Source organism: Bacteroides sp. 1001302B_160321_D4 (assembly GCF_015667765.1).
Classification (GTDB): domain Bacteria; phylum Bacteroidota; class Bacteroidia; order Bacteroidales; family Bacteroidaceae; genus Bacteroides; species Bacteroides xylanisolvens.
Map to the genome: position 1 here is coordinate 59,428 of NZ_JADPLO010000023.1, position 20,942 is coordinate 80,369.

Consider the following 20,942-nt stretch of genomic DNA (forward strand, 5'->3'; position numbering starts at 1 on the left):
TTCAAAAATTGCGGCAAAGTTATAACATTTAATTCATAACTGGGAAAGAAAAGCAAAAAATCCTTTCAAATGCTTCGCTTGGATAGTTGGAAGGCATTGGAAAGGATGGGTGGGTCTCACTATTTTTATTTATCTCGGTTATTTTTCTTATTTCATTTATTAATATAATATAAGTGAGGTAACTATTTAAAAATAATGCCGTTATTTATGGAGAGAGATCATTTTTTCGTATGTCATGCCGGTGAAGTCGTCTATTATATAATGGGCTTTTCCGGTGATGGCTTCGCGTGAGTTGGTGGTGGCAAGTCCGATCACTGTTGCCCCGGAAGTCATGCCGGCTTGCAGGCCGTGGAAAGAATCCTCAAAGACGTAGGAGTTTTCGGGGGTGGCTTCAAAGATTTCCATTCCCAGCAGGAAACAGTCGGGAGCGGGTTTTGAACGGGCAAACATTTCTCCTGTCAGGATGCGGTCTACCATTCCTTTAAATTCGGGATGGGCATTGTAGACGTTTGCCATCTTCTCTTCGTTGGAGCTGGTGACTACGGCTATCTTTGCACCGTTCCGACGAAGATCGGCTATGAAGGCTTCTACTCCGGGGATGTATTCATAGGACATCTTTTTCTCGTAAACATTGAGTTCAGCGCTTATTTCGAGCTGTGCTTCGGGTCTGTCCGCGAAATGCTTTTCATAGATTTGTAATAGCGTCTGTCCCTTGATGCGGCGTCCGAAATCTTCTTCATTCAGATATTTCCGTCCTTGCTCGTCCCAAAAAACAGTGTACTGCGTTTCTGTATCCATGATGACACCGTCAAAGTCGAAGAGTGCTGCAATTGTTTTCGTTGTATTCATATTAAACTGTCTTTTTACCTAAAACGTTAAACCTTGTGTATCTATCGCCGCAAAGTTCCGAATAATCATCGAATCAGGCAAATAATTCGTACCTTTGCAAAGCTAAAAAAAACGTAACATACGTTTTTATCCAACAAAATCTACTGGCGCATGAGCAAGAACGACCCGCACATTTTAGGCAAAGAACGTATCGGCAAATTGCTGTTACAATATTCCATTCCTGCGATTATCGGAATGACGATTACTTCTATCTATAACATCATTGATAGTATCTTCATCGGACATGGCGTAGGACCGATGGCTATTGCCGGACTGGCTATCAGCTTCCCGCTGATGAATCTTGTTGTCGCTTTCTGTACACTGGTTTCGGCTGGTGGGTCTACCCTCGCCTCTATCCGTTTGGGACAGAAGGATATGAAAGGAGCTACGGAAATTTTGTCACATACGCTGATGCTTTGTATCACAAATTCTCTTTTCTTCGGTATTCTGTCTTTTATCTTCCTGGATGATATACTGACTTTTTTCGGAGCCAGCGCCGACACCCTTCCATATGCACGCAGCTTTATGCAGGTGATTTTGCTGGGAACTCCCATCACTTACACAATGATCGGGCTGAACAACGTGATGCGCGCTACCGGATACCCCAAAAAGGCTATGCTCACTTCAATGGTAACGGTGGTGGCTAACATCATCCTCGCTCCTATCTTTATCTTCCACTTCGAATGGGGAATGAGGGGTGCGGCTACGGCAACGGTTATCTCGCAGTTGATTGGTATGGTGTGGGTGGTGAGCCACTTCACCAAGAAAGACAGTACGGTGCATTTTGAAGGGAATATCTGGAAAATGAAACCGAGGATTGTAGAAAGTATCTTCGCCATCGGTATGTCTCCATTCCTGATGAATGTGTGTGCGTGTGCCATCGTGATTATCATCAATAACAGTTTGCAAAATTATGGGGGCGATATGGCTATCGGTGCGTATGGTATCATCAATCGGTTGCTGACGCTTTATGTAATGATTGTGTTGGGGCTGACTATGGGGATGCAGCCAATCGTGGGCTACAACTTCGGCGCACAAAAGATAGACCGGGTGAAACAAACGCTGCGACTGGGGATTATCTCCGGGGTAGTGATTACGAGCAGCGGGTTCGTGATTTGTGAGTTTTTCCCTCATGCCGTATCGGCTCTCTTCACTGATAGCGATGAATTGATTGATTTGGCGGTAGGCGGTATCCGGTTGACTGTGTTGATGTTCCCGTTTGTAGGGGCACAGATTGTAATCGGTAACTTTTTCCAAAGTATCGGCAAGGCTAAAATCAGTATTTTCCTTTCGCTGACGCGTCAGTTGCTTTATCTTTTGCCTTGCTTATTACTGTTCCCTAACTGGTGGGGATTGGAAGGAATCTGGATCAGTATGCCGGTATCGGATGCGCTGGCGTTTATTACGGCCGTTGTCAGTCTGATGATTTACATCAAGAAGGTTTCCAAACAGCATCCGGTAGTAGCAGAATAAGGCGGTGTCTGCCCTATTCTGCCATTTAATTCTATTCGGCTTATTCTGCTTTAATGCTATTGACCGGATTCTCGTTCGCGATATGCCATGCTTTCAGAACAACACAGATTACAATCAGTAATTGGACGAACAAGGCCGTAGCAGCAAAAAGCAATGGATTCAAATCAATCTGCTCGGCAAATTGGTCGAGCCATGCCTGTCCTGCAAAATAAGAAACGGTAGTGCCTACTAGGATAGAAATCACTGAAACGTATAAAATGTCACGTGTCAGTAATCCGAGGATATGAGATGCTTCGGCTCCATTCACTTTCCGGATAGCTATCTCTTTGCTCCGGCGCTGGGTTTCATCGTTCACATAGCCAATCAATCCCATGATAACGATCAGCAGGATAAAGGCGGAAGTGATCCAGACGGAATTGCGGAAGCGGTATACGTCTTTATAGATATTTTTCACCATTTGATCTACCAGGATAAAACGCAAGGATATATTCGGATAGGTGTTTTCTACAAACTCATTCAGACGTTTCAGATTCTCGTTATATGGTTCTTTCAAGCGGACATCAAATGCATGGTTGGCATTTTCATCTCCAATCAGGACAATAGGAGATTGCGACACGTAAAAACTTTTATTGCGAATATCACGGAATACGCCTACAATCGTTCCTTGAATGTCATTCACTGTTTTACCTACTGCTCCGTCGGTCCATTTCATCAGACGTACCAGTTCTTCGTTTACCAATAAGTCGTTCTGCTTTTTCAGCGTAGTGCCTTCTATAATCTCAATACCCATTACTTCAGGATAGTTGTAATGGCAGGAATTGTAATTTAGGGTAGCAATCCGCTTACCGTCATTTCCCATCAGTCCGCGTGTCCAGTACTCTCCCAACACCCCATTCACGGCAACAGTCACTCCCTCTACCATCGGCTGACGGTTCAAATCGTCTTTGATATGCTCTACCGATTCTTTAGGCAACCATGTCTGCGCTTGAGCTAATCCGGGCACGACGATACCCATATCACGGCTCATCAGATGACTGTACTGCAACAGAGTGACCAGCAACAATCCCAAGACGAAAGAAACTCCTGTAAACTGCACAAACAACAACGAACGCTTCCACCCTTTCTTCCCATCTGTATACCGGCGGAATACCTGCGTGACAGGGATACGGGAGAATAATCGTCCCGGTATGCCACCTGCCAGTATGAAGAGAACAAGGATAGTGAGCAACGGTACCCACAACGTTTCCCAAGTGAAAAGTGAGGAAAGACGGACGGAAAGTAAATCTTCAATCAGATCACGCGCATTGATTATCAGTAAGAAACTAAGCAATACGGAAAGAATGACAAGGATTCCCGTCTCTGCCATAAACATTCTGAAAATATGGGTGGAACTGGCTCCATTGCACTTATGCACTCCCACTCCTTTTGCACGACGACTTAAAGTGGCAATGGATATCAACATATAGTTCATGATAGCCACAAAGAAAATAGCAAAGCCCAAAAATCCGTAAATGACCAAACGCTTTTGTACATCGGGAGAAACCAGATGAAGTTTCACCAATGGAATGGCACTAAATTCAACTTTCCAGCCATCATACTCTAAATCTGTATATTTTCCGATCACCCGCTGAATGTCAGCATTCACTTTGTCAATGTCCGATGCATGGCGCAAACGAAGGAAAGCATAAAAGACATCATTTCCTCTCCAACCGGCTCCTGAATGATACCCTCCATTCTGATGAACAGATATCACGAAATCATGGGTGAGCATCGTATTTTCCGGCACATCTTTGTAGATCCCACGTATGGTCAGTGTGTTTTGTTTTTCAGCAGAAAGCACTTTCCCGACAGGGTCTTCATCCCCGAACGTCTCACGGGCAAAATGCTCCGAAACAAAAACGCTTCCGGGCATAATCATATCCTTGGGATTGCCTTGCAACACCGGTATGCCGAAGGTCTGAAAAAAACAAGTATCCGCAAAGATATAATCTGCATCGGGCAACAATTTATCTTCATAATAGATATTGGCACTCCATATCGAAAGGACACTACTGGCAACCTCCACTTCTTTCGGCATCTCTTCTGCCAAAGTAGATGCCAGCACATCGAAAACAGTATAGTCATAACTGGTCTCTTTATCATCACCAGCCGTTTCACCCGTACTAAGATTAATTCTTTGACAACGTACAAGTGCCAAGCGTTCTGCCTCCGGATAGCATTGTTCATAGCTTAGTTCGAAGGCTATCTGCGAGAAAAGCAGAATACCGATAGTAAGCCCTAAGGAAAGGGAAATGATTCGTATGATATTCGATCCACGTTCACGCAATAAGGTACGTATAGTATAATAGATTTGTCTCATGGTTGGTTCTCTGTTTATGCCTTTACACTTGCTACAATACTTCCATCGAATAAATGTACGGTACGATGTGCAAAACTGGCATCGTGCTGTGAGTGGGTCACCATGATAATGGTTGTCCCCTCTCTATTCAGTTCCGTCAACAGATTCATCACTTCCGCTCCGTTTTTTGAGTCAAGGTTACCCGTAGGCTCATCGGCAAGGATAAGTTGAGGATTGGTAACAACCGCGCGGGCTATCGCCACCCGTTGTTGCTGTCCGCCGGAAAGCTGTTGAGGAAAATGTTTAGCACGGTGGTTGATATTCATTCTTTTTAGAATGTCTTCTACCATTCGGCGACGTTCGGAAGATTTAAGGCCTAAATAAGTGAGCGGAAGTTCCACATTCTCGTAGACGTTTAATTCGTCCATAAGGTTGAAGCTCTGGAATACAAAACCCAGTTTGCCTTTACGGACACGGGTACGTTCCTTTTCTTTCAGGCCGGCTACTTCTTCTCCCATCAGCAGGTAAGAGCCTTCAGTGGGGTTATCTAATAGGCCGAGGATGTTTAATAAGGTGGATTTCCCACAGCCAGACGGTCCCATGATAGCAACAAATTCTCCTTCTTTTACTTCAAGGTTTACATGATTTAATGCGACCGTCTCCACTTCGGTAGTACGGAATACTTTACTAATATTTTCAATCTGTATCATCTTGTTTATTTATGATGTTGTTCTACATAGATTTATTTCCAGTTTTACTATTGACGTTTTTAGTCATGCAGAAAGTATGCCAAACAAGAATAGCTATTCATTTTCAATCATTTATCTTTTCTTAGTTTCCCAAGCATTGTCTAATAATTAGACAGGACCGTCTAATTATTAGACAAATCGGATACTGTTCCATATCTCCCATTTATTGTTCAAAGAGTCCTATTTGCCTGTTAGCCGATTGTCCATCCAAATAGAAAACTTTATCTTTGCATTTAGTTTTCTAGACTATAAACAAAATAATTATGATGAGAAAGAGTGTATATGTATTCTTATCGTGCTTTTTACTTTCCGGATGCGGCATGATAGATTACCATCCATACGACGTCCGTATCAGCGGCGAAACAGAGGTCAACGCACATAATATCGAAAGAATAGAGGCAAACTGCCAAGGTAAAACGACCATACGCTTTGTGACTATGGGCGACTCACAACGATGGTACGATGAAACGGAAGATTTCGTGAAAGAGATTAATAAACGGAATGATATTGACTTCGTTATTCACGGAGGGGATATGAGTGACTTCGGACTAACCAAAGAGTTTCTCTGGCAAAGGGATATAATGAACGGACTTAACGTGCCTTATGTAACCCTTATCGGAAACCATGATTGCTTGGGGACGGGAGCAGAAACATACAAGGCGGTATTCGGTCCCACCAACTTTTCTTTCATCGCAGGTAATGTGAAATTTGTCTGCCTGAACACCAATGCGCTGGAGTATGACTACTCTGAACCTGTGCCGAACTTTACCTTTATGGAACAAGAGATTACGAGCAGGCTGGACGAGTTTGAAAAGACTGTCATTAGTATGCACGCACGCCCCTTACACGGATGTATTCAACGATAATGTGGCTAAAGTATTTCAACATTATATCAGACAATACCCGGGAATACAAGTCTGTACTGCTGCTCACACCCACCATTATCAGGACGATGTGATCTTTGATGATGGAATACATTATGTTACCAGTGATTGTATGGATTACCGTACTTATCTGGTATTTACAATAACCCCGGAAAAATATGAATATGAACTGGTTAAATACTAACTATATCTTGCGCGCAGGAGTATTATCCGTACTTCTGTTACTTCCCGGTCTGATTTCAGCTACTTGTAAAGCAGATACAATCATCAACTCGTACAAGGATGATTCACTCCGTTTCATTATCAAAGATGATTCAATTATCACTTTTCGCACAGGAGATTCTATATTTACGATCATCAAAGCGGACTCTGTATTGCCGGTTGCACCGAAGCAGGTGAAACACAGTCGTTACGATAACCGGATTCACCGTTTCCGCAGTCACTGGGAACGGATTATCCCGACGCACTCCAAAATACAGTATGCCGGAAACATGGGATTGCTTTCTTTCGGTACGGGATGGGATTACGGGAAACGTAATCAGTGGGAAACGGATATATTGCTCGGATTTATACCGAAATATTCGTCAAAGAAGGCCAAAGTAACCATGACGCTCAAGCAGAACTATATGCCCTGGAGCATTAATATCGGAAAGGGCTTCTCTACGGAACCTCTTACCTGCGGGCTTTATGTGAATACCGTATTTGGCGACCAGTTTTGGGTGAATGAGCCGGAACGTTATCCGAAAGGTTACTATGGTTTCTCCAGCAAAGTACGTTTTCATGTTTTCATGGGACAACGGTTGACATACGATATCGATCCGCAACGTAGATTTTTAGCCAAGTCGGTGACTTTTTTCTATGAAATAAGTACGTGCGACCTGTATGTTATCAGTGCAGTAAACAATAGCTATCTCCGTCCCCGTGATTATCTTAGTTTATCATTCGGATTGAAGTTCCAGTGGCTATAAAAGAATTTATGATTTATGAATTATGATTTATAACTCACTTTTTCGTAAGTTTGCGCTTTACAAACTTGAACGAAAATGAGTAAATCAGGAACAATCATCATTGTAGACGATAATAAAGGAGTATTGACAGCCATACAAATCCTTTTGAAAAATTATTTTTCTAAGGTTGTCACACTCTCCTCTCCTGTCACCCTGTCCAGTGTCATAAGGGAAGAAGCCCCGGAAGTAATTCTGCTGGATATGAATTTCACATCAGGCATCAACACCGGCAATGAGGGTTTATTCTGGTTACATGAAATAAAGAAAGTACGTCCGGAACTTCCGGTCGTACTTTTTACGGCTTATGCCGACATCGAACTGGCTATCCGGGGGATTAAAGAAGGAGCAACCGACTTTATCGTCAAGCCTTGGGATAACCAAAAACTGGTGGAAACCCTGCAAGTCGCAGCAGCTTCTACGCACAACGACAAGAAAACGGACGGCAAAGAAGAAACCACCCACTCACCTATGTACTGGGGAGAAAGCAAAGTGATGCAACAACTCCGCGCACTGATTGAAAAGGTAGCCATCACTGACGCCAATATCCTGATAACGGGCGAAAACGGAACGGGGAAAGAAATGCTGGCACGAGAGATTCATGTCCTTTCCAACCGCAAATATAAAGAAATGATTGCAGTGGATATGGGAACTATCACAGAGTCTTTATTTGAAAGTGAGCTTTTCGGACACGTTAAAGGTTCTTTCACCGATGCACACACCGACCGGACCGGCAAATTTGAGGCTGCCGATAACAGTACACTGTTTCTCGATGAAATAGGCAACCTGCCTTATCACCTGCAAGCAAAGCTACTGACCGTCCTCCAACGACGAAGCATTGTGAGAGTGGGAAGCAACACGCCGATTCCCATTCATATCCGACTGATATGCGCAACCAACCGGAATCTGCAAGAGATGGTAGTGAAAGGTGAATTCCGGGAAGATTTGCTCTATCGCATCAATACCATTCATGTAGAGATTCCTCCTTTGCGGGAACGGAAAGAAGATATTATTCCATTGGCCGAAAGGTTCATGGTACGCTTTTGCAAGCAATATGACAAGGCATTGATGAAGTTCACTCCCGACGCTAAAGATAAATTGAAAGCACACCTTTGGTATGGTAATATCCGTGAACTGGAACACGTGATTGAAAAGGCCGTTATCATCAATGACAGTCCGCTCGTTCCTGCCGAATTGTTCCAATTATCAATTCCGCGCACGGAGAGTCAGGAGAAAAGTATTTCTACGCTGGAAGAAATGGAAATGCAGATGATACGGAAAGCGCTCGACGCTTGCGCAGGAAACTTATCAGCAGTAGCCGCCCAACTGGGCATAACCAGGCAGACTCTTTATAACAAGATGAAAAAGTTCGGATTATGACAGTGCAGCTTCAACAAGTAGGCGTTCAATATTGGTTCAGAGTCTTGCTGACGGCACTTTTCTGTATATCGTCCGTGTGGTTCGGTATACATCAATCATACGGTTGGTTAGGAGTCAGTCTTTGTTTATTGGTTCTTAGCATACTTTGGCAAATCCGCCTTTATCGCCTCCACACCAAACAGGTGCTTTTTATGATTGATGCTCTCGAGAATAATGATAATACATTTCATTTTACCGAAGAAAACGGTACTCCCGAAAGCAAAGAAATAAACCGGGCGCTCAACCGCGTGGGACATATCTTATATAGCGTGAAAGCTGAAACAGCCCAGCAAGAGAAATACTACGAACTGATTCTTGATTTTGTCAGTACAGGATTAGTAGTGCTCAATGACAATGGAGCCGTTTATCAGAAGAACAAAGAAGCACTCCGTATTTTAGGGCTGAACGTGTTTACACATATCCGCCAATTGAGTCAGGTGGATGCGCAGCTTATGGAGAAAATAGAGAACTGTCGCCCGGGGGACAAACTACAAGTCATATTTCACAATGAACGGGGAACGATTAACTTATCCATCCGTGTGTCGGAAATCAATGTACGCAAAGAGCATCTGCGCATCCTTGCCCTGAATGATATCAATACCGAACTGGATGAAAAAGAAATAGATTCATGGATCCGACTGACACGGGTGCTGACACATGAGATCATGAACTCTGTGACTCCCATCACTTCCCTCTGCGATACGCTTCTTTCAATATCAGCGGATAAAGACGAAGAGGTGAATCACGGATTGCAGACAATCAGTACGACCGGAAAAGGGTTGCTTGCCTTTGTAGAATCATACCGGCAATTCACACGCATACCGACACCGGAACCCTCCTTGTTCTATGTGAAAGCATTCATAGAAAGAATGGTTGAACTTGCCTGTCATCAGCATCCATGCGAACATATCCGTTTCCACACAGAGATTACTCCTGCGGACTTAATCGTATATGCAGATGAGAATCTTATTTCACAGGTAGTTATCAATCTTTTAAAGAACGCAATTCAGGCAATCGGCAATCAGCCGGATGGGAGAATTGAGTTGAAGGCGTCCTGCAATGACATGGAAGAAATATGGATTGAGATAAAGAACAATGGTCCCGAAATCCCAGCGGAAATAGCAGAACATATCTTCATTCCTTTCTTCACCACCAAAGAAGGTGGTAGCGGAATCGGGCTTAGTATCTCTCGCCAAATCATGCGCCTTTCGGGAGGAAGCCTTACATTACTACGGGAGAAAGAGACAACGTTTATTTTAAAATTCAAATAACGATTGATATATGATACCTACACTAGTCAACAATCCGCTATTCCGGGGAATCACTCCGGAAAGACTTCTTGCCGATCTGGAAGAGATCAGTTTTCATACACGTTCTTATAAGAAAGGAGAAATCCTGGCGCGACAGGGAGATGTGTGCAACCGTCTTGTCATCCTGACCAAAGGAAGTGTGCGTGGAGAAATGATTGACTATTCGGGACGTCTTATCAAGGTAGAAGATATAACTGCTCCCAGAGCGATTGCCCCTCTGTTCCTGTTCGGTGAGCAGAACCGCTATCCGGTGGAGGTGACTGCCAATGAACCGACAGAGGTGATCGAGCTTCCTAAACCAAGTGTTTTGAGTTTGTTCCGCAAGAACGAGCAGTTTTTGGAAAACTATATGAATCTCTCCGCCAATTATGCACGGACTTTATCGGATAAACTTTTCTTCATGTCGTTCAAGACCATTCGTCAGAAACTTGCCTCCTACCTGCTCCGCCTGTACAAACTACAGCAACAGGAGCATATCACCCTCGACCGTTCGCAACAGGAGTTGGGTGATTACTTCGGAGTGTCCCGCCCTTCCCTCGCCCGCGAACTGGCACACATGCAGGAAGACGGACTATTGATAGCGGATCGTAAACATATCACTATTTTACAGAAAGAAGAACTGGTCCGGCTCATCCAATAATGCTCCGGTTTAAGGATCATTTATCTAATAGTGAGTATTTGAGATAAAAATATTCATTGTTGTAACATTGGTTACAGAATTACCTGAAACCTTTCCTCTACTTTTGCGTTCAATAAATAAACTGTTGGACTAATTAAAACCGTAAAAGTTATGAGTATGTTCTGTTATCAATGTCAAGAAACCGCAATGGGTACGGGTTGTACCTTAAAAGGTGTATGCGGTAAAACTTCCGAAGTGGCTAACCTGCAAGACCTGCTGCTTTTTGTAGTACGTGGAATTGCTGTCTACAACGAACATCTGCGTAAAGAGGGACAGTCTTCCGAACAAGCAGACAAATTTATCTATGATGCTTTGTTCATCACCATCACCAATGCCAATTTTGATAAAGTGGCGATCACCGAAAAAATCAAAGAAGGACTGAAACTGAAAAAGGAACTTGCCGGTAAGGTAAAGATCGAAAATGCTCCTGACGAATGTCTTTGGGATGGAAACGAAGAGGAATTTGAAGAAAAATCAAAAACAGTCGGTGTGCTTCGCACGCCTAACGAGGATATACGCTCACTGAAAGAACTCGTACACTATGGTCTGAAAGGAATGGCTGCCTATGTAGAGCATGCGCATAACCTGGGCTATCAGTCACCGGAGATATTTGCTTTCATGCAGCACGCATTGTCCGAATTGACCCGCAATGATATTACTGTGGAAGAATTGGTTCAATTAACGCTGGAAACAGGAAAACATGGAGTATCGGCAATGGCACAGCTGGACAAGGCAAATACGAGCAGTTACGGTAATCCGGAAATCTCACAAGTGAATCTCGGTGTCCGCAATCATCCGGGTATATTGATAAGCGGACATGATTTAAAAGACCTCGAAGAGTTGCTGGAACAAACGGAAGGTACAGGGGTAGATGTATATACGCACAGTGAAATGCTACCTGCGCACTATTATCCTCAACTAAAGAAGTATAAGCATCTGGCAGGAAACTACGGAAATGCCTGGTGGAAACAAAAAGAGGAATTTGAAAGTTTCAACGGTCCGATCCTGTTTACAAGTAACTGTATTGTTCCGCCACGTGCGAATGCCAGCTACAAAGACCGCATTTACATCACAGGAGCCTGTGGTCTGGAAGGCGCGCATTATATCCCCGAACGCAAAGATGGAAAACCGAAAGATTTTTCTGCCCTGATTGCCCATGCTAAACAATGCCAGCCACCCGTAGCCATCGAAAACGGAACACTCATCGGTGGATTCGCTCATGCACAGGTGACGGCTTTAGCAGATAAAGTGGTGGATGCCGTGAAAAGTGGAGCCATCCGTAAGTTCTTTGTAATGGCAGGATGCGACGGACGTATGAAGAGCCGTGAATATTATACGGAATTTGCTCAAAAGTTACCTGGTGACACGGTGATTCTTACGGCAGGTTGCGCCAAGTACAGATACAATAAATTAGCTTTAGGTGATATCAACGGTATTCCAAGAGTGCTGGATGCGGGACAATGTAATGACAGTTACTCACTGGCTGTAATCGCCCTAAAGCTGAAAGAAATCTTCGGACTGGACGATGTGAATCAGTTACCTATCGTATACAATATTGCATGGTACGAACAAAAGGCGGTCATTGTTTTATTGGCATTGCTGGCTTTAGGAGTGAAACATATTCATTTAGGGCCTACTCTTCCTGCTTTCCTTTCACCGAATGTAAAGAACGTATTGATCGAGCAATTTGGAATCGGAGGTATCAGTACAGTGGATGAAGATATTGTGAAGTTTCTATCATAAATGATAAGGGAACAGAAGGGTATTTTACAGACAAATTTCCTTCTAAAAAATAGTGACGGTATATGATAAGGATAGTGACGGTATACGGCAATGATACCGTCACTATTTCCATCATATACCGTCACTATCTTTTTCTCTGTGTAAGGAGGGTAAAGTCAAAGCTCCTTTCTTTAGAGAAACGCCCCTACACATAGCTGTAGCAAGGGGAAATTTTTCAATTTGGGCATTATGACACATCCTCGTTTATTATTTCCGCATAGTGGATGGTTTCTTTTTGAATAGAATATCAATCTTCTTTGGGCAATATCAAATTGAGAACTACTCCTGCCAAAGCTGCCAATCCGATACCGGACAACGAAAAATCACCCCAACTAAAAGCAGCACCACCAATCCCGACAGTCAACGTTAATGATACAATGATTATATTTCTTGTACGGCTCAAATCAATACAGTTATTCACAAGATTACCAATACCCGCACAGGCAATCGTCCCGAAAAGCAACAGCATAATGCCACCCAGTACCGCACTAGGTATGGATCTTAGTAATGCGCTGATTTTACCAATAACGGAGAATAAGATAGCAGAGATGGCAGCTATTCGGATCACTTGCGGATTGGTAATCTTTGTCAATGACATGGCTCCTGTCACTTCCGAATAGGTAGTCACAGGAGGCCCACCCAGCAATCCGGCACAGAAACAAGCCAGACCATCCCCCAATAAGGTGCGGTGCAATCCCGGGTCTTTCACGAAATCTTTTCCCGTAACCGTATTCACCACATAGACATCACCAATATGCTCTATCACCGGAGCAATAGCTACCGGAATCATAAATAACACCGGCTCCCATGAGAATTTAGGAAAGACAAACTGCGGCAATCCAATCCAAGCGGCATCTCTGACACCGGACAAATCCAAACCATAGAAGAGCCATGCAGCCAGATACCCCACTACAATTCCACAGAAAATAGGTATCAGCTTCAAAAGTCCTTTAGCTTTCATCGAAACAACAACCGCAGTCACCAATGAAAGGAGAGCCAGCACCCAGTTCTCTTTTGCCATATTCACTCCTGTTCCCGCCAATGATAAACCTATCAGAATAATGACAGGTCCTATGACAACAGGAGGAAACAACCGTTCAATCACCCGCACTCCCTGCCATTTGACAAGCGCACTCATCACAAAGTAAACTAATGCAACTCCAACCATGCCGGATAAAGCGCCGGGCAGCCCATAAAGTTCTGTCGCTTTAATGATAGGCGCAATAAATGCGAAACTACTCCCCAAAAAGATAGGAACCTTTCCACGCGTAACGGCATGAAAGATAAGCGTACCAATACCTGCTGTAAACAGAGCTGTCGAAGGATCGAGCCCTACCAATAACGGCACGAGTACCGTAGCTCCGAAAGCCACAAACAAGAATTGTACCCCCACCACCCCTTTCCTCAAAGGTGTAAGATTATTTGAATCCATAAGTATAATGTAGATTAATCTCTGCAAAATTAGTCTTTTTAGACAATTTAACTCCCTTTTTTCACAAAAATACATCTAAAAAGGGGTTTTATTTGTTGTTAATAATGTGTAACTTCGCACGGTGAGAATTAAAACGACAATTTTATAACTTTATAATATATTGCCTATGATATTTACAGCAGAAAACACCCTACTTATCGGTTCTATCTTACTTTTCGTCAGCATTGTTGTTGGAAAAACCGGATATCGCTTTGGAGTACCTACCTTATTATTGTTCCTCGTAGTAGGAATGTTGTTTGGAAGTGACGGCCTCGGCCTGCAATTCCACGACGCGAAAGACGCGCAGTTTATCGGTATGGTCGCTCTTAGCATTATCCTTTTCTCGGGAGGTATGGATACGAAATTCAGAGAAATCAAACCTATTTTAGGTCCCGGTATCGTGCTTTCCACTGTCGGAGTACTGCTCACAGCTCTTTTCACCGGGCTCTTTATCTGGTGGATATCAGGTATGAGCTGGTCTAATATTTATTTACCTATCACCACTTCCCTGCTTTTGGCCTCTACCATGTCGTCTACGGACTCGGCTTCGGTGTTCGCCATTCTCCGTTCACAGAAGATGAATTTAAAGCACAACCTCCGTCCCATGCTGGAACTGGAGAGCGGAAGTAATGACCCGATGGCCTATATGCTTACCATTGTCCTGATACAGTTTATTCAATCGTCTGGTATGGGAGTCGGAGCTATCGTAGGCTCTTTTGCCATCCAGTTTATCGTCGGTGCGGCTGCCGGATATGTACTCGGAAAGCTCGCAATCCGAATGTTGAATAAGCTCAATATTGACAATCAGGCCTTATATCCTATCTTATTACTTGCATTTGTATTTTTCACTTTCTCCATCACCGACTTACTGAAAGGTAACGGATACCTTGCCGTATATATCGCTGGTATCATGGTGGGAAACAATAAAATCATGCACCGTAAGGATATCTACACCTTTATGGACGGACTGACCTGGTTGTTTCAAATCATCATGTTCCTTTGCCTGGGATTGCTTGTCAATCCGCACGAGATGTTGGAAGTAGCTGCTGTGGCATTGTTGATTGGTGTCTTTATGATTATTATCGGCCGACCGTTAAGCGTATTCCTTTGTTTGCTTCCATTCCGGAAAATTACGATGAAATCACGTATTTTCGTCTCTTGGGTAGGATTGCGCGGTGCAGTTCCTATTATCTTTGCCACCTATCCGGTAGTGGCGGGCGTAGAGGGTTCGAACCTCATCTTCAACATTGTTTTCTTTATTACCATCGTGTCATTGGTGGTACAGGGAACAACGATTTCTTTCGTAGCCCGGATCTTGAATCTTTCCAAACCACTGGAAAAAACAGGAAATGATTTCGGAGTGGAACTCCCGGAAGAAATAGACTCTGATCTTAGTGATATGACTATTACTAAAAGTATGCTGGAAGAAGCAGATACATTGAAAGATATGAATCTCCCGAAAGGCACGCTGGTAATGATTGTGAAGCGCGGAGATGAGTTCCTGATTCCCAACGGAACGCTGAAACTGCATGAAGGAGATAAACTGCTGCTCATCTCCGAAAAATCAAAAGAAGAAGAGACTGATTCTGACTAACATCCGAAAAGATTGATTCTATACACTATAACTGATTCGTCTCCACGTATGAAGCCTCTTGTCCCTATAAGACACTCGTTTCTTCTTCATGTGTGGAGACGAAATGTTTTAAATAGGCCAACAGACTAGTTTTAAGGAAGAAACACGAAAACGCCTTAGCAAGCCGTAAAAATTGTTCATTCCCCTCCGTTAATTAACCGTAAAACTTGAATTTAAAATTCGGTTTACATCAGCGAAGTATTAATTTTGCGCAGTTTTAAACTAAATGTGCAAAAATCGAATGGAACAAGAACATCAGTTCATTGATTATATTGAGCAAAGCATCATCAAAAACTGGGACAAGGATGCCTTAACTGACTATAAAGGAATTACCCTTCAATATAAGGATGTAGCGCGTAAAATCGCTAAATTTCACATTGTCTTGGAAAGTGCCGGCATCCAGCCGGGAGATAAAATTGCCGTTTGCGGACGTAACAGTGCCCATTGGGCGGTTACTTTCCTGGCAACGATTACTTATGGAGCCGTTATTGTTCCTATTTTGCATGAATTCAAGGCAGATAATATTCATAATATCGTCAACCATTCCGAAGCCAAATTACTTTTTGTCGGTGACCAAGCCTGGGAAAATTTGAATGAGGACGCCATGCCTTTATTAGAGGGTATTGCTTTACTAACAGATTTCTCACCATTAGTATCACGCAACGAGAAACTCACTTATGCTTTTGAACACCGGAATGCAATATATGGTCGACAATATCCCAAGAACTTCCGCCCGGAACATATTTGCTACCGGAAGGATCATCCTGAAGAACTGGCTATTATCAATTATACTTCCGGCACCACAGGTTACTCTAAAGGAGTGATGCTCCCCTATCGCAGTCTTTGGTCGAATGTGGCTTACTGCTTCGAGATGCTTCCCGTTAAACCGGGCGATCATATCGTTTCCATGTTGCCTATGGGGCATGTGTTCGGTATGGTATATGATTTCCTTTACGGATTTTCTGCAGGTGCGCACATCTATTTTCTGACGCGCATGCCGTCTCCGAAAATCATTTCTCAATCTTTCTCTGAAATCAAGCCAAGAGTGATCTCTTGTGTGCCATTGATTGTGGAAAAGATTATTAAGAAAGATATTCTCCCTAAAGTAGACAGCAAAATCGGTAAGTTATTGCTTAAAGTGCCTATCGTGAATGATAAAATCAAATCGCTGGCACGGCAGGCCGCCATGGAAATCTTCGGTGGAAACTTTGACGAGATTATTATCGGAGGCGCTCCTTTCAATGCTGAAGTTGAGGCCTTCCTCAAAAAGATAGGATTCCCCTACACAATCGCTTACGGTATGACTGAATGTGGTCCTATCATTTGCTCCAGTCGTTGGGAAACACTGAAACTTGCTTCTTGCGGAAAGGCAACCAGCCGGATGGAAGTCCGTATTGACTCGCCGGATCCGGAAACGCATGCCGGAGAAATTGTATGCAGAGGAATGAACATGATGCTGGGCTATTATAAAAATCCGGAAGCTACCGCGCAAATTATCGATGCTAACGGCTGGCTGCATACCGGTGACCTCGGCACGTTGGATGAAGAAGGTTACATAACAGTTCGCGGACGTAGCAAAAACCTGCTTCTCACCTCTAGCGGACAAAATATTTATCCGGAAGAAATTGAAAGCAAACTGAACAATATGCCGTATGTTGCGGAATCATTGATTGTCTTACAGCATGAAAAGCTGGTAGCAATGATTTATCCGGATTTCGATGACGCTTTCGCTCATGGATTGCAGCAGACGGATATTCAGAAAGTGATGGAACAAAACCGTATCGAGTTGAATCAACAGCTTCCTAACTATTCTCAAATAAGCAAGATAAAGATCCATTTCGAGGAATTTGAAAAGACTGCGAAAAAGTCAATCAAACGCTTTATGTATCAGGAAGCAAAGGGATAATTATCCTAGATAACACGATAAGTAATCTTGCAAACGATTATAAGCCTCTCATATCAGATTAAAATTTGATTAGAAAAGAGCCATAAAGGAAGAATTGTAAATACAACAGGAAAAATGGCCAGCCTTCTTTCATTCCAACTCCCCTATCTTTGCAGGAGAGAAAATAAAACGAATCATTAAAAAAATAGGATATATGAAAATAATAGATTTAACCAAAGATAGTTTTGTTGAGAAAGTAGCTGATTATCAATCTTATCCTGATAGTTGGAACTTTAAAGGGAATAAACCTTGCCTGGTCGATTTTCATGCACCCTGGTGTGTCTATTGCAAAGCATTATCGCCTATATTAGACCAATTGGCAAAAGAATACGAAGGTAAATTAGATATTTATAAAGTGGATGTCGATCAGGAACCGGAACTGGAAAGCGCATTTAAGATTCGTACCATTCCCAATCTGTTACTTTGTCCGTTGAACGGCAAACCGGCAATGAAATTAGGCACTATGAATAAAGCCCAATTGAAAGAATTAATAGAAACCAGTTTACTTTCAGAATAGAAAAACATCGAAAGTCCGGAAAGTTCCTTATGACGATAGACTGATAAACTACCAGGCTTTTGATATAATACAGAACATTTATTTTTATAATAAGAGGCTGAAAAGCCTTGATCTTATAAAATGCCCCTTACTAGAATAAACTGAACTCCTAAAATTTTGTATCCAACTTTTGGGATTCAGTTTAGTTCTTAGTAAAGGGCATTTTTCTTTTAGGAAGTCTCCGGACGGCCTCTTCCCTTTCAAAGGTTATTTCAATGGTTATTTATGCAACAGATTATCAGTTCCCGGAACGATCTTTCCCATTGACCATACGCAACGTACATTCAGTTCTTTGTCAAGAATCACAATATCAGCATCCTTACCCTTTGCTAACGCCCCTTTACGATCACTCACTCCAATTAAACGGGCAGGAGTTTCAGAAGCCATACGCACGGCATCTTCCAAAGGAATATTCGCTTTCTTTACCATAGTGCGAACCAACACATCCATCGTAGCCAAACTACCGGCCAACGCAGAATGATCCGCCATCTTGCATACGCCATCCTCTATGATATAACGAGGATCAATCGGTTCATTCCCTTCATAAGCGGCATACGCCAAAGCATCGGTAACAAGGCAGGTATTCTCCACGCCTTTCAACTTATAAACCAGTTTCAGGATAGTGGCAGGCAGGTGAATACCATCCGCAATCACTTCCACAGTCATTCCATCCGTCAGATACACACTTTCCACTGTACCCTCATATTTATATTCACGACGTTTATGGAAACCCGGCATCGCATTATAAAAATGAGCAGCATGAGAAAATCCTACTGCAAATGCAGCTTTAATTTCATCGTATTCGGCTTCGGTATGTGTAACAGCAGTCATAATTCCTTTCGAACGGGTATACTTTGCAAAATCATGTGCACCGGGCAGTTCGGGACTAATATCCCAACGTCTGATACAAGACGTACGCTCCAACAAAGGAATATATTCATTTTCATCCGGAGTTTTCAGAAAACCGTCATACTGCGTACCCGCCATCTTCGGATTCAGATATGGGCCTTCGATATGCAGACCGAGAATCGGAGAATCCTTCTCTTTCATCAAGTGCTCACATACATCGACTGCCTGGTAGATTCTTTCGAATGAAGTAGAGGACAAAGTAGGAAATATAACGGTAGCACCATGTTTCAGATGTGCATTGGTTGCGGTGCGGAAAGCCTCTTCCGTTGCTTCCGTATAATCATGCCCACCACCTCCATGTGCATGCATACTTACGAATCCGGGCACTATCGTCATCCCTCTGGCATCAATAACCGTTGCACCGATAACCGCTAAATCACTATTAGTTACCTCTAATATTTTTCCATCACAAATCAATACGGAACCATCTTTCAACCAGCCTTGCGGGGTAAGTATTCTTCCGTTTATTATTTGAGTCAACATAGTCTTTGTTATTTATTAGATTTAAAACAGTTTGTTGGTGCCTTCCACCAGTTCTCCCATTGCCCATACGGCTCTCACGTTCAAGTCTCTGTCCAAAGCGATCATATCGGCATCCTTGCCACGTTCCAGCGTTCCTTTACGGTCGAGCACTCCCATAATCCGTGCAGGAGTTTCGGAAGCCATTCTTACGGCATCTTCCAAAGGAATTTCCGCCTTTTGCACCATGGTACGAATCAAGCGATCCATCGTTGCAACACTCCCGGCCAAGGCTGAATGGTCTGCCAACTTACAGACTCCATCCTCAATAATCACACGCGGGTCAAAGGCAACCTGGCTATCACTGGCGGCGCAAGCCAACGCATCCGTTATCAGGCAAGTGCGTTCCACTCCTTTTATCTTATAGACAAGACGCAAAATCGTCGGAGGTACATGAATACCATCAGCCACCACTTCCACTGTCATATCATCAATCAGATAAATACTTTCTACCGTACCTTCATACTTGTACTCTTTCCGTTTATGGAAACCGGGCATCGCGTTATAAAAATGAGTAGCATGCGTATATCCCGCCTCATAAGCCGTCTGTATATCCTCAAATTCTGCCTGGGTATGTCCTACCGAAGCCAGTACACCTTTTGCCGTGATATATTTACCGAATTGCATGGCTCCGGGAAGTTCCGGTGCGGCATCCCAACGTTTGATACAGCGTGTTTCTTCCAACAACGGAATATATTCTTCGGGATCGGGATCTTTGATATTTTCCGGAATCTGTCCGCCTGCCATGTCCATATTGAAATAATGTCCTTCCAGATGGAGTCCGAGTACAGGGCTATTGGGCTCCGCCATCATTTTTTCAGTAGTTGCCGCAGCTGCACGGATCATCGGAATGGTAGAAGAAGAAAGGGTAGGAAAAATACTGGTGGTACCATGCTGCATGTGAGCCTTGATTGCTGTCCGGAAAGCCTCTTCGGTGCCTTCCATAAAGTCTCTTCCACCGCCACCGTGAACATGGATTTCTACACCGCCCGGAACAATATACATTCCTTTGGCATCAATCAGTTTGGCTCCGATAATGGCAAGGTCACAATTGGTTACTTCCAGAATTTTGTTATCGCGAATAAGAACTGACCCATCCTTCAGCCAACCTTGAGGCGTCAGGATGCGTGCATTAATGATCTGTGTTAACATATCACAAATAGTTAAATTAATTAAAGGTCTGTGTGAATCAATGACGCTCTTTTTTGGGGGGAGTACATTGATTTTTTCGTTTGCAAAATTACGTTTTTCTATTCAATCTATCGATAAAATCGTCCGATAAACTTCTAATAAAGTCCAATATTAGGGCTCAGTTGTAATTCTTGGGGGATTAAGTTTAGTCAATTCCCTTCATGCATATACCTTTGCTAGCCTAAAAAGGAA

At 43.2% G+C, this 20,942-nt stretch carries 15 protein-coding genes and 1 pseudogene; 10 read left to right on the forward strand and 6 right to left on the reverse strand.

Annotated elements, in window-relative coordinates; translation table 11 throughout:
• Positions 1-201: 201 nt before the first annotated feature.
• Positions 202-849 carry an HAD family hydrolase gene (locus KFO40_RS11130; RefSeq protein WP_117683477.1) on the reverse strand — a complete coding sequence of 216 codons (648 nt, stop codon included), beginning with the start codon at positions 847-849 and terminating at the stop codon, positions 202-204.
• 150 nt (positions 850-999) lie between these two features.
• Here KFO40_RS11130 and KFO40_RS11135 point away from each other — a divergent pair, with 150 nt between their 5' ends.
• Positions 1,000-2,361 carry an MATE family efflux transporter gene (locus tag KFO40_RS11135; protein WP_009039523.1) on the forward strand — a complete coding sequence of 454 codons (1,362 nt, stop codon included), beginning with the start codon at positions 1,000-1,002 and terminating at the stop codon, positions 2,359-2,361.
• Between the two features lie 40 nt (positions 2,362-2,401).
• Here the strand turns inward: KFO40_RS11135 and KFO40_RS11140 are convergent, their stop codons facing one another.
• Both KFO40_RS11140 and KFO40_RS11145 read right to left on the reverse strand, forming a co-directional pair.
• Complete coding sequence (locus KFO40_RS11140; protein WP_120145112.1) at positions 2,402-4,720, reverse strand: ABC transporter permease; 2,319 nt, start codon at positions 4,718-4,720, stop codon at positions 2,402-2,404.
• Between the two features lie 14 nt (positions 4,721-4,734).
• The gene (locus tag KFO40_RS11145; RefSeq protein WP_087318724.1) at positions 4,735-5,409 is read right to left on the reverse strand and encodes an ABC transporter ATP-binding protein; all 675 of its coding nucleotides are present in this window, start codon (positions 5,407-5,409) and stop codon (positions 4,735-4,737) included.
• A 302-nt stretch (positions 5,410-5,711) separates the two neighbouring features.
• Here KFO40_RS11145 and KFO40_RS11150 point away from each other — a divergent pair.
• From KFO40_RS11150 to hcp, 6 genes and pseudogenes are all read left to right on the forward strand, one after another.
• Positions 5,712-6,516 (forward strand): annotated as a pseudogene (locus KFO40_RS11150) (metallophosphoesterase family protein).
• On the forward strand, positions 6,497-7,300 hold the full coding sequence (locus KFO40_RS11155) for a hypothetical protein (RefSeq protein ID WP_134985226.1): 804 nt from the start codon (positions 6,497-6,499) through the stop codon (positions 7,298-7,300). The pseudogene KFO40_RS11150 and the gene KFO40_RS11155 overlap by 20 nt, the downstream one beginning before the upstream one ends.
• A gap of 75 nt (positions 7,301-7,375) precedes the next feature.
• On the forward strand, positions 7,376-8,716 hold the full coding sequence (locus KFO40_RS11160) for a sigma-54-dependent transcriptional regulator (protein WP_151936608.1): 1,341 nt from the start codon (positions 7,376-7,378) through the stop codon (positions 8,714-8,716).
• Positions 8,713-10,026, forward strand: coding sequence for a sensor histidine kinase (locus KFO40_RS11165; protein ID WP_151936609.1), 1,314 nt, complete (start codon positions 8,713-8,715; stop codon positions 10,024-10,026). Before KFO40_RS11160 ends, KFO40_RS11165 begins: the two co-directional genes overlap by 4 nt.
• Positions 10,027-10,036: 10 nt before the next feature.
• Complete coding sequence (locus KFO40_RS11170) at positions 10,037-10,705, forward strand: Crp/Fnr family transcriptional regulator (protein ID WP_151936610.1); 669 nt, start codon at positions 10,037-10,039, stop codon at positions 10,703-10,705.
• Between the two features lie 150 nt (positions 10,706-10,855).
• Positions 10,856-12,487: a hydroxylamine reductase gene (gene hcp, locus KFO40_RS11175; protein ID WP_004316974.1), complete on the forward strand. Its 1,632-nt coding sequence runs from the start codon at positions 10,856-10,858 to the stop codon at positions 12,485-12,487.
• 286 nt (positions 12,488-12,773) lie between these two features.
• Here hcp and KFO40_RS11180 read toward each other — a convergent pair whose 3' ends face one another.
• On the reverse strand, positions 12,774-13,958 hold the full coding sequence (locus tag KFO40_RS11180; RefSeq protein ID WP_211146364.1) for a uracil-xanthine permease family protein: 1,185 nt from the start codon (positions 13,956-13,958) through the stop codon (positions 12,774-12,776).
• Positions 13,959-14,124: 166 nt separating this feature from the next.
• On the opposite strand from KFO40_RS11180, the gene KFO40_RS11185 reads away from it, so the two are divergent.
• The 3 genes from KFO40_RS11185 (at position 14,125) to KFO40_RS11195 (ending at position 18,092) form a co-directional block, all read left to right on the forward strand.
• Positions 14,125-15,591, forward strand: a complete 1,467-nt coding sequence (locus KFO40_RS11185; RefSeq protein ID WP_049702674.1) for a potassium/proton antiporter — start codon at positions 14,125-14,127, stop codon at positions 15,589-15,591.
• 280 nt (positions 15,592-15,871) lie between these two features.
• A complete protein-coding gene (locus tag KFO40_RS11190) occupies positions 15,872-17,536 on the forward strand; it encodes a long-chain fatty acid--CoA ligase (RefSeq protein WP_211146365.1) in 1,665 nt (554 codons plus the stop codon).
• A 193-nt stretch (positions 17,537-17,729) separates the two neighbouring features.
• Positions 17,730-18,092, forward strand: coding sequence for a thioredoxin family protein (locus KFO40_RS11195; protein ID WP_008022638.1), 363 nt, complete (start codon positions 17,730-17,732; stop codon positions 18,090-18,092).
• Positions 18,093-18,350: 258 nt separating this feature from the next.
• Here KFO40_RS11195 and nagA (KFO40_RS11200) read toward each other — a convergent pair whose 3' ends face one another.
• Entirely contained in the window at positions 18,351-19,523 is a 1,173-nt protein-coding gene (nagA, locus tag KFO40_RS11200) for an N-acetylglucosamine-6-phosphate deacetylase (RefSeq protein ID WP_118408174.1), read from the reverse strand.
• Between the two features lie 21 nt (positions 19,524-19,544).
• On the reverse strand, positions 19,545-20,711 hold the full coding sequence (nagA, locus tag KFO40_RS11205; protein ID WP_008022640.1) for an N-acetylglucosamine-6-phosphate deacetylase: 1,167 nt from the start codon (positions 20,709-20,711) through the stop codon (positions 19,545-19,547).
• Positions 20,712-20,942: the final 231 nt, after the last annotated feature.

Bases quoted from the DNA above. Each gene is read 5' to 3' on its own strand.
- KFO40_RS11130 (WP_117683477.1), bottom strand. From the start codon at position 849: ATGAATACAACGAAAACAATTGCAGCACTCTTCGACTTTGACGGTGTC.
- KFO40_RS11135 (WP_009039523.1), top strand. From the start codon at position 1,000: ATGAGCAAGAACGACCCGCACATTTTAGGCAAAGAACGTATCGGCAAA.
- KFO40_RS11140 (WP_120145112.1), bottom strand. From the start codon at position 4,720: ATGAGACAAATCTATTATACTATACGTACCTTATTGCGTGAACGTGGA.
- KFO40_RS11145 (WP_087318724.1), bottom strand. From the start codon at position 5,409: ATGATACAGATTGAAAATATTAGTAAAGTATTCCGTACTACCGAAGTG.
- KFO40_RS11155 (WP_134985226.1), top strand. From the start codon at position 6,497: ATGAACTGGTTAAATACTAACTATATCTTGCGCGCAGGAGTATTATCC.
- KFO40_RS11160 (WP_151936608.1), top strand. From the start codon at position 7,376: ATGAGTAAATCAGGAACAATCATCATTGTAGACGATAATAAAGGAGTA.
- KFO40_RS11165 (WP_151936609.1), top strand. From the start codon at position 8,713: ATGACAGTGCAGCTTCAACAAGTAGGCGTTCAATATTGGTTCAGAGTC.
- KFO40_RS11170 (WP_151936610.1), top strand. From the start codon at position 10,037: ATGATACCTACACTAGTCAACAATCCGCTATTCCGGGGAATCACTCCG.
- hcp (WP_004316974.1), top strand. From the start codon at position 10,856: ATGAGTATGTTCTGTTATCAATGTCAAGAAACCGCAATGGGTACGGGT.
- KFO40_RS11180 (WP_211146364.1), bottom strand. From the start codon at position 13,958: ATGGATTCAAATAATCTTACACCTTTGAGGAAAGGGGTGGTGGGGGTA.
- KFO40_RS11185 (WP_049702674.1), top strand. From the start codon at position 14,125: ATGATATTTACAGCAGAAAACACCCTACTTATCGGTTCTATCTTACTT.
- KFO40_RS11190 (WP_211146365.1), top strand. From the start codon at position 15,872: ATGGAACAAGAACATCAGTTCATTGATTATATTGAGCAAAGCATCATC.
- KFO40_RS11195 (WP_008022638.1), top strand. From the start codon at position 17,730: ATGAAAATAATAGATTTAACCAAAGATAGTTTTGTTGAGAAAGTAGCT.
- nagA (WP_118408174.1), bottom strand. From the start codon at position 19,523: ATGTTGACTCAAATAATAAACGGAAGAATACTTACCCCGCAAGGCTGG.
- nagA (WP_008022640.1), bottom strand. From the start codon at position 20,711: ATGTTAACACAGATCATTAATGCACGCATCCTGACGCCTCAAGGTTGG.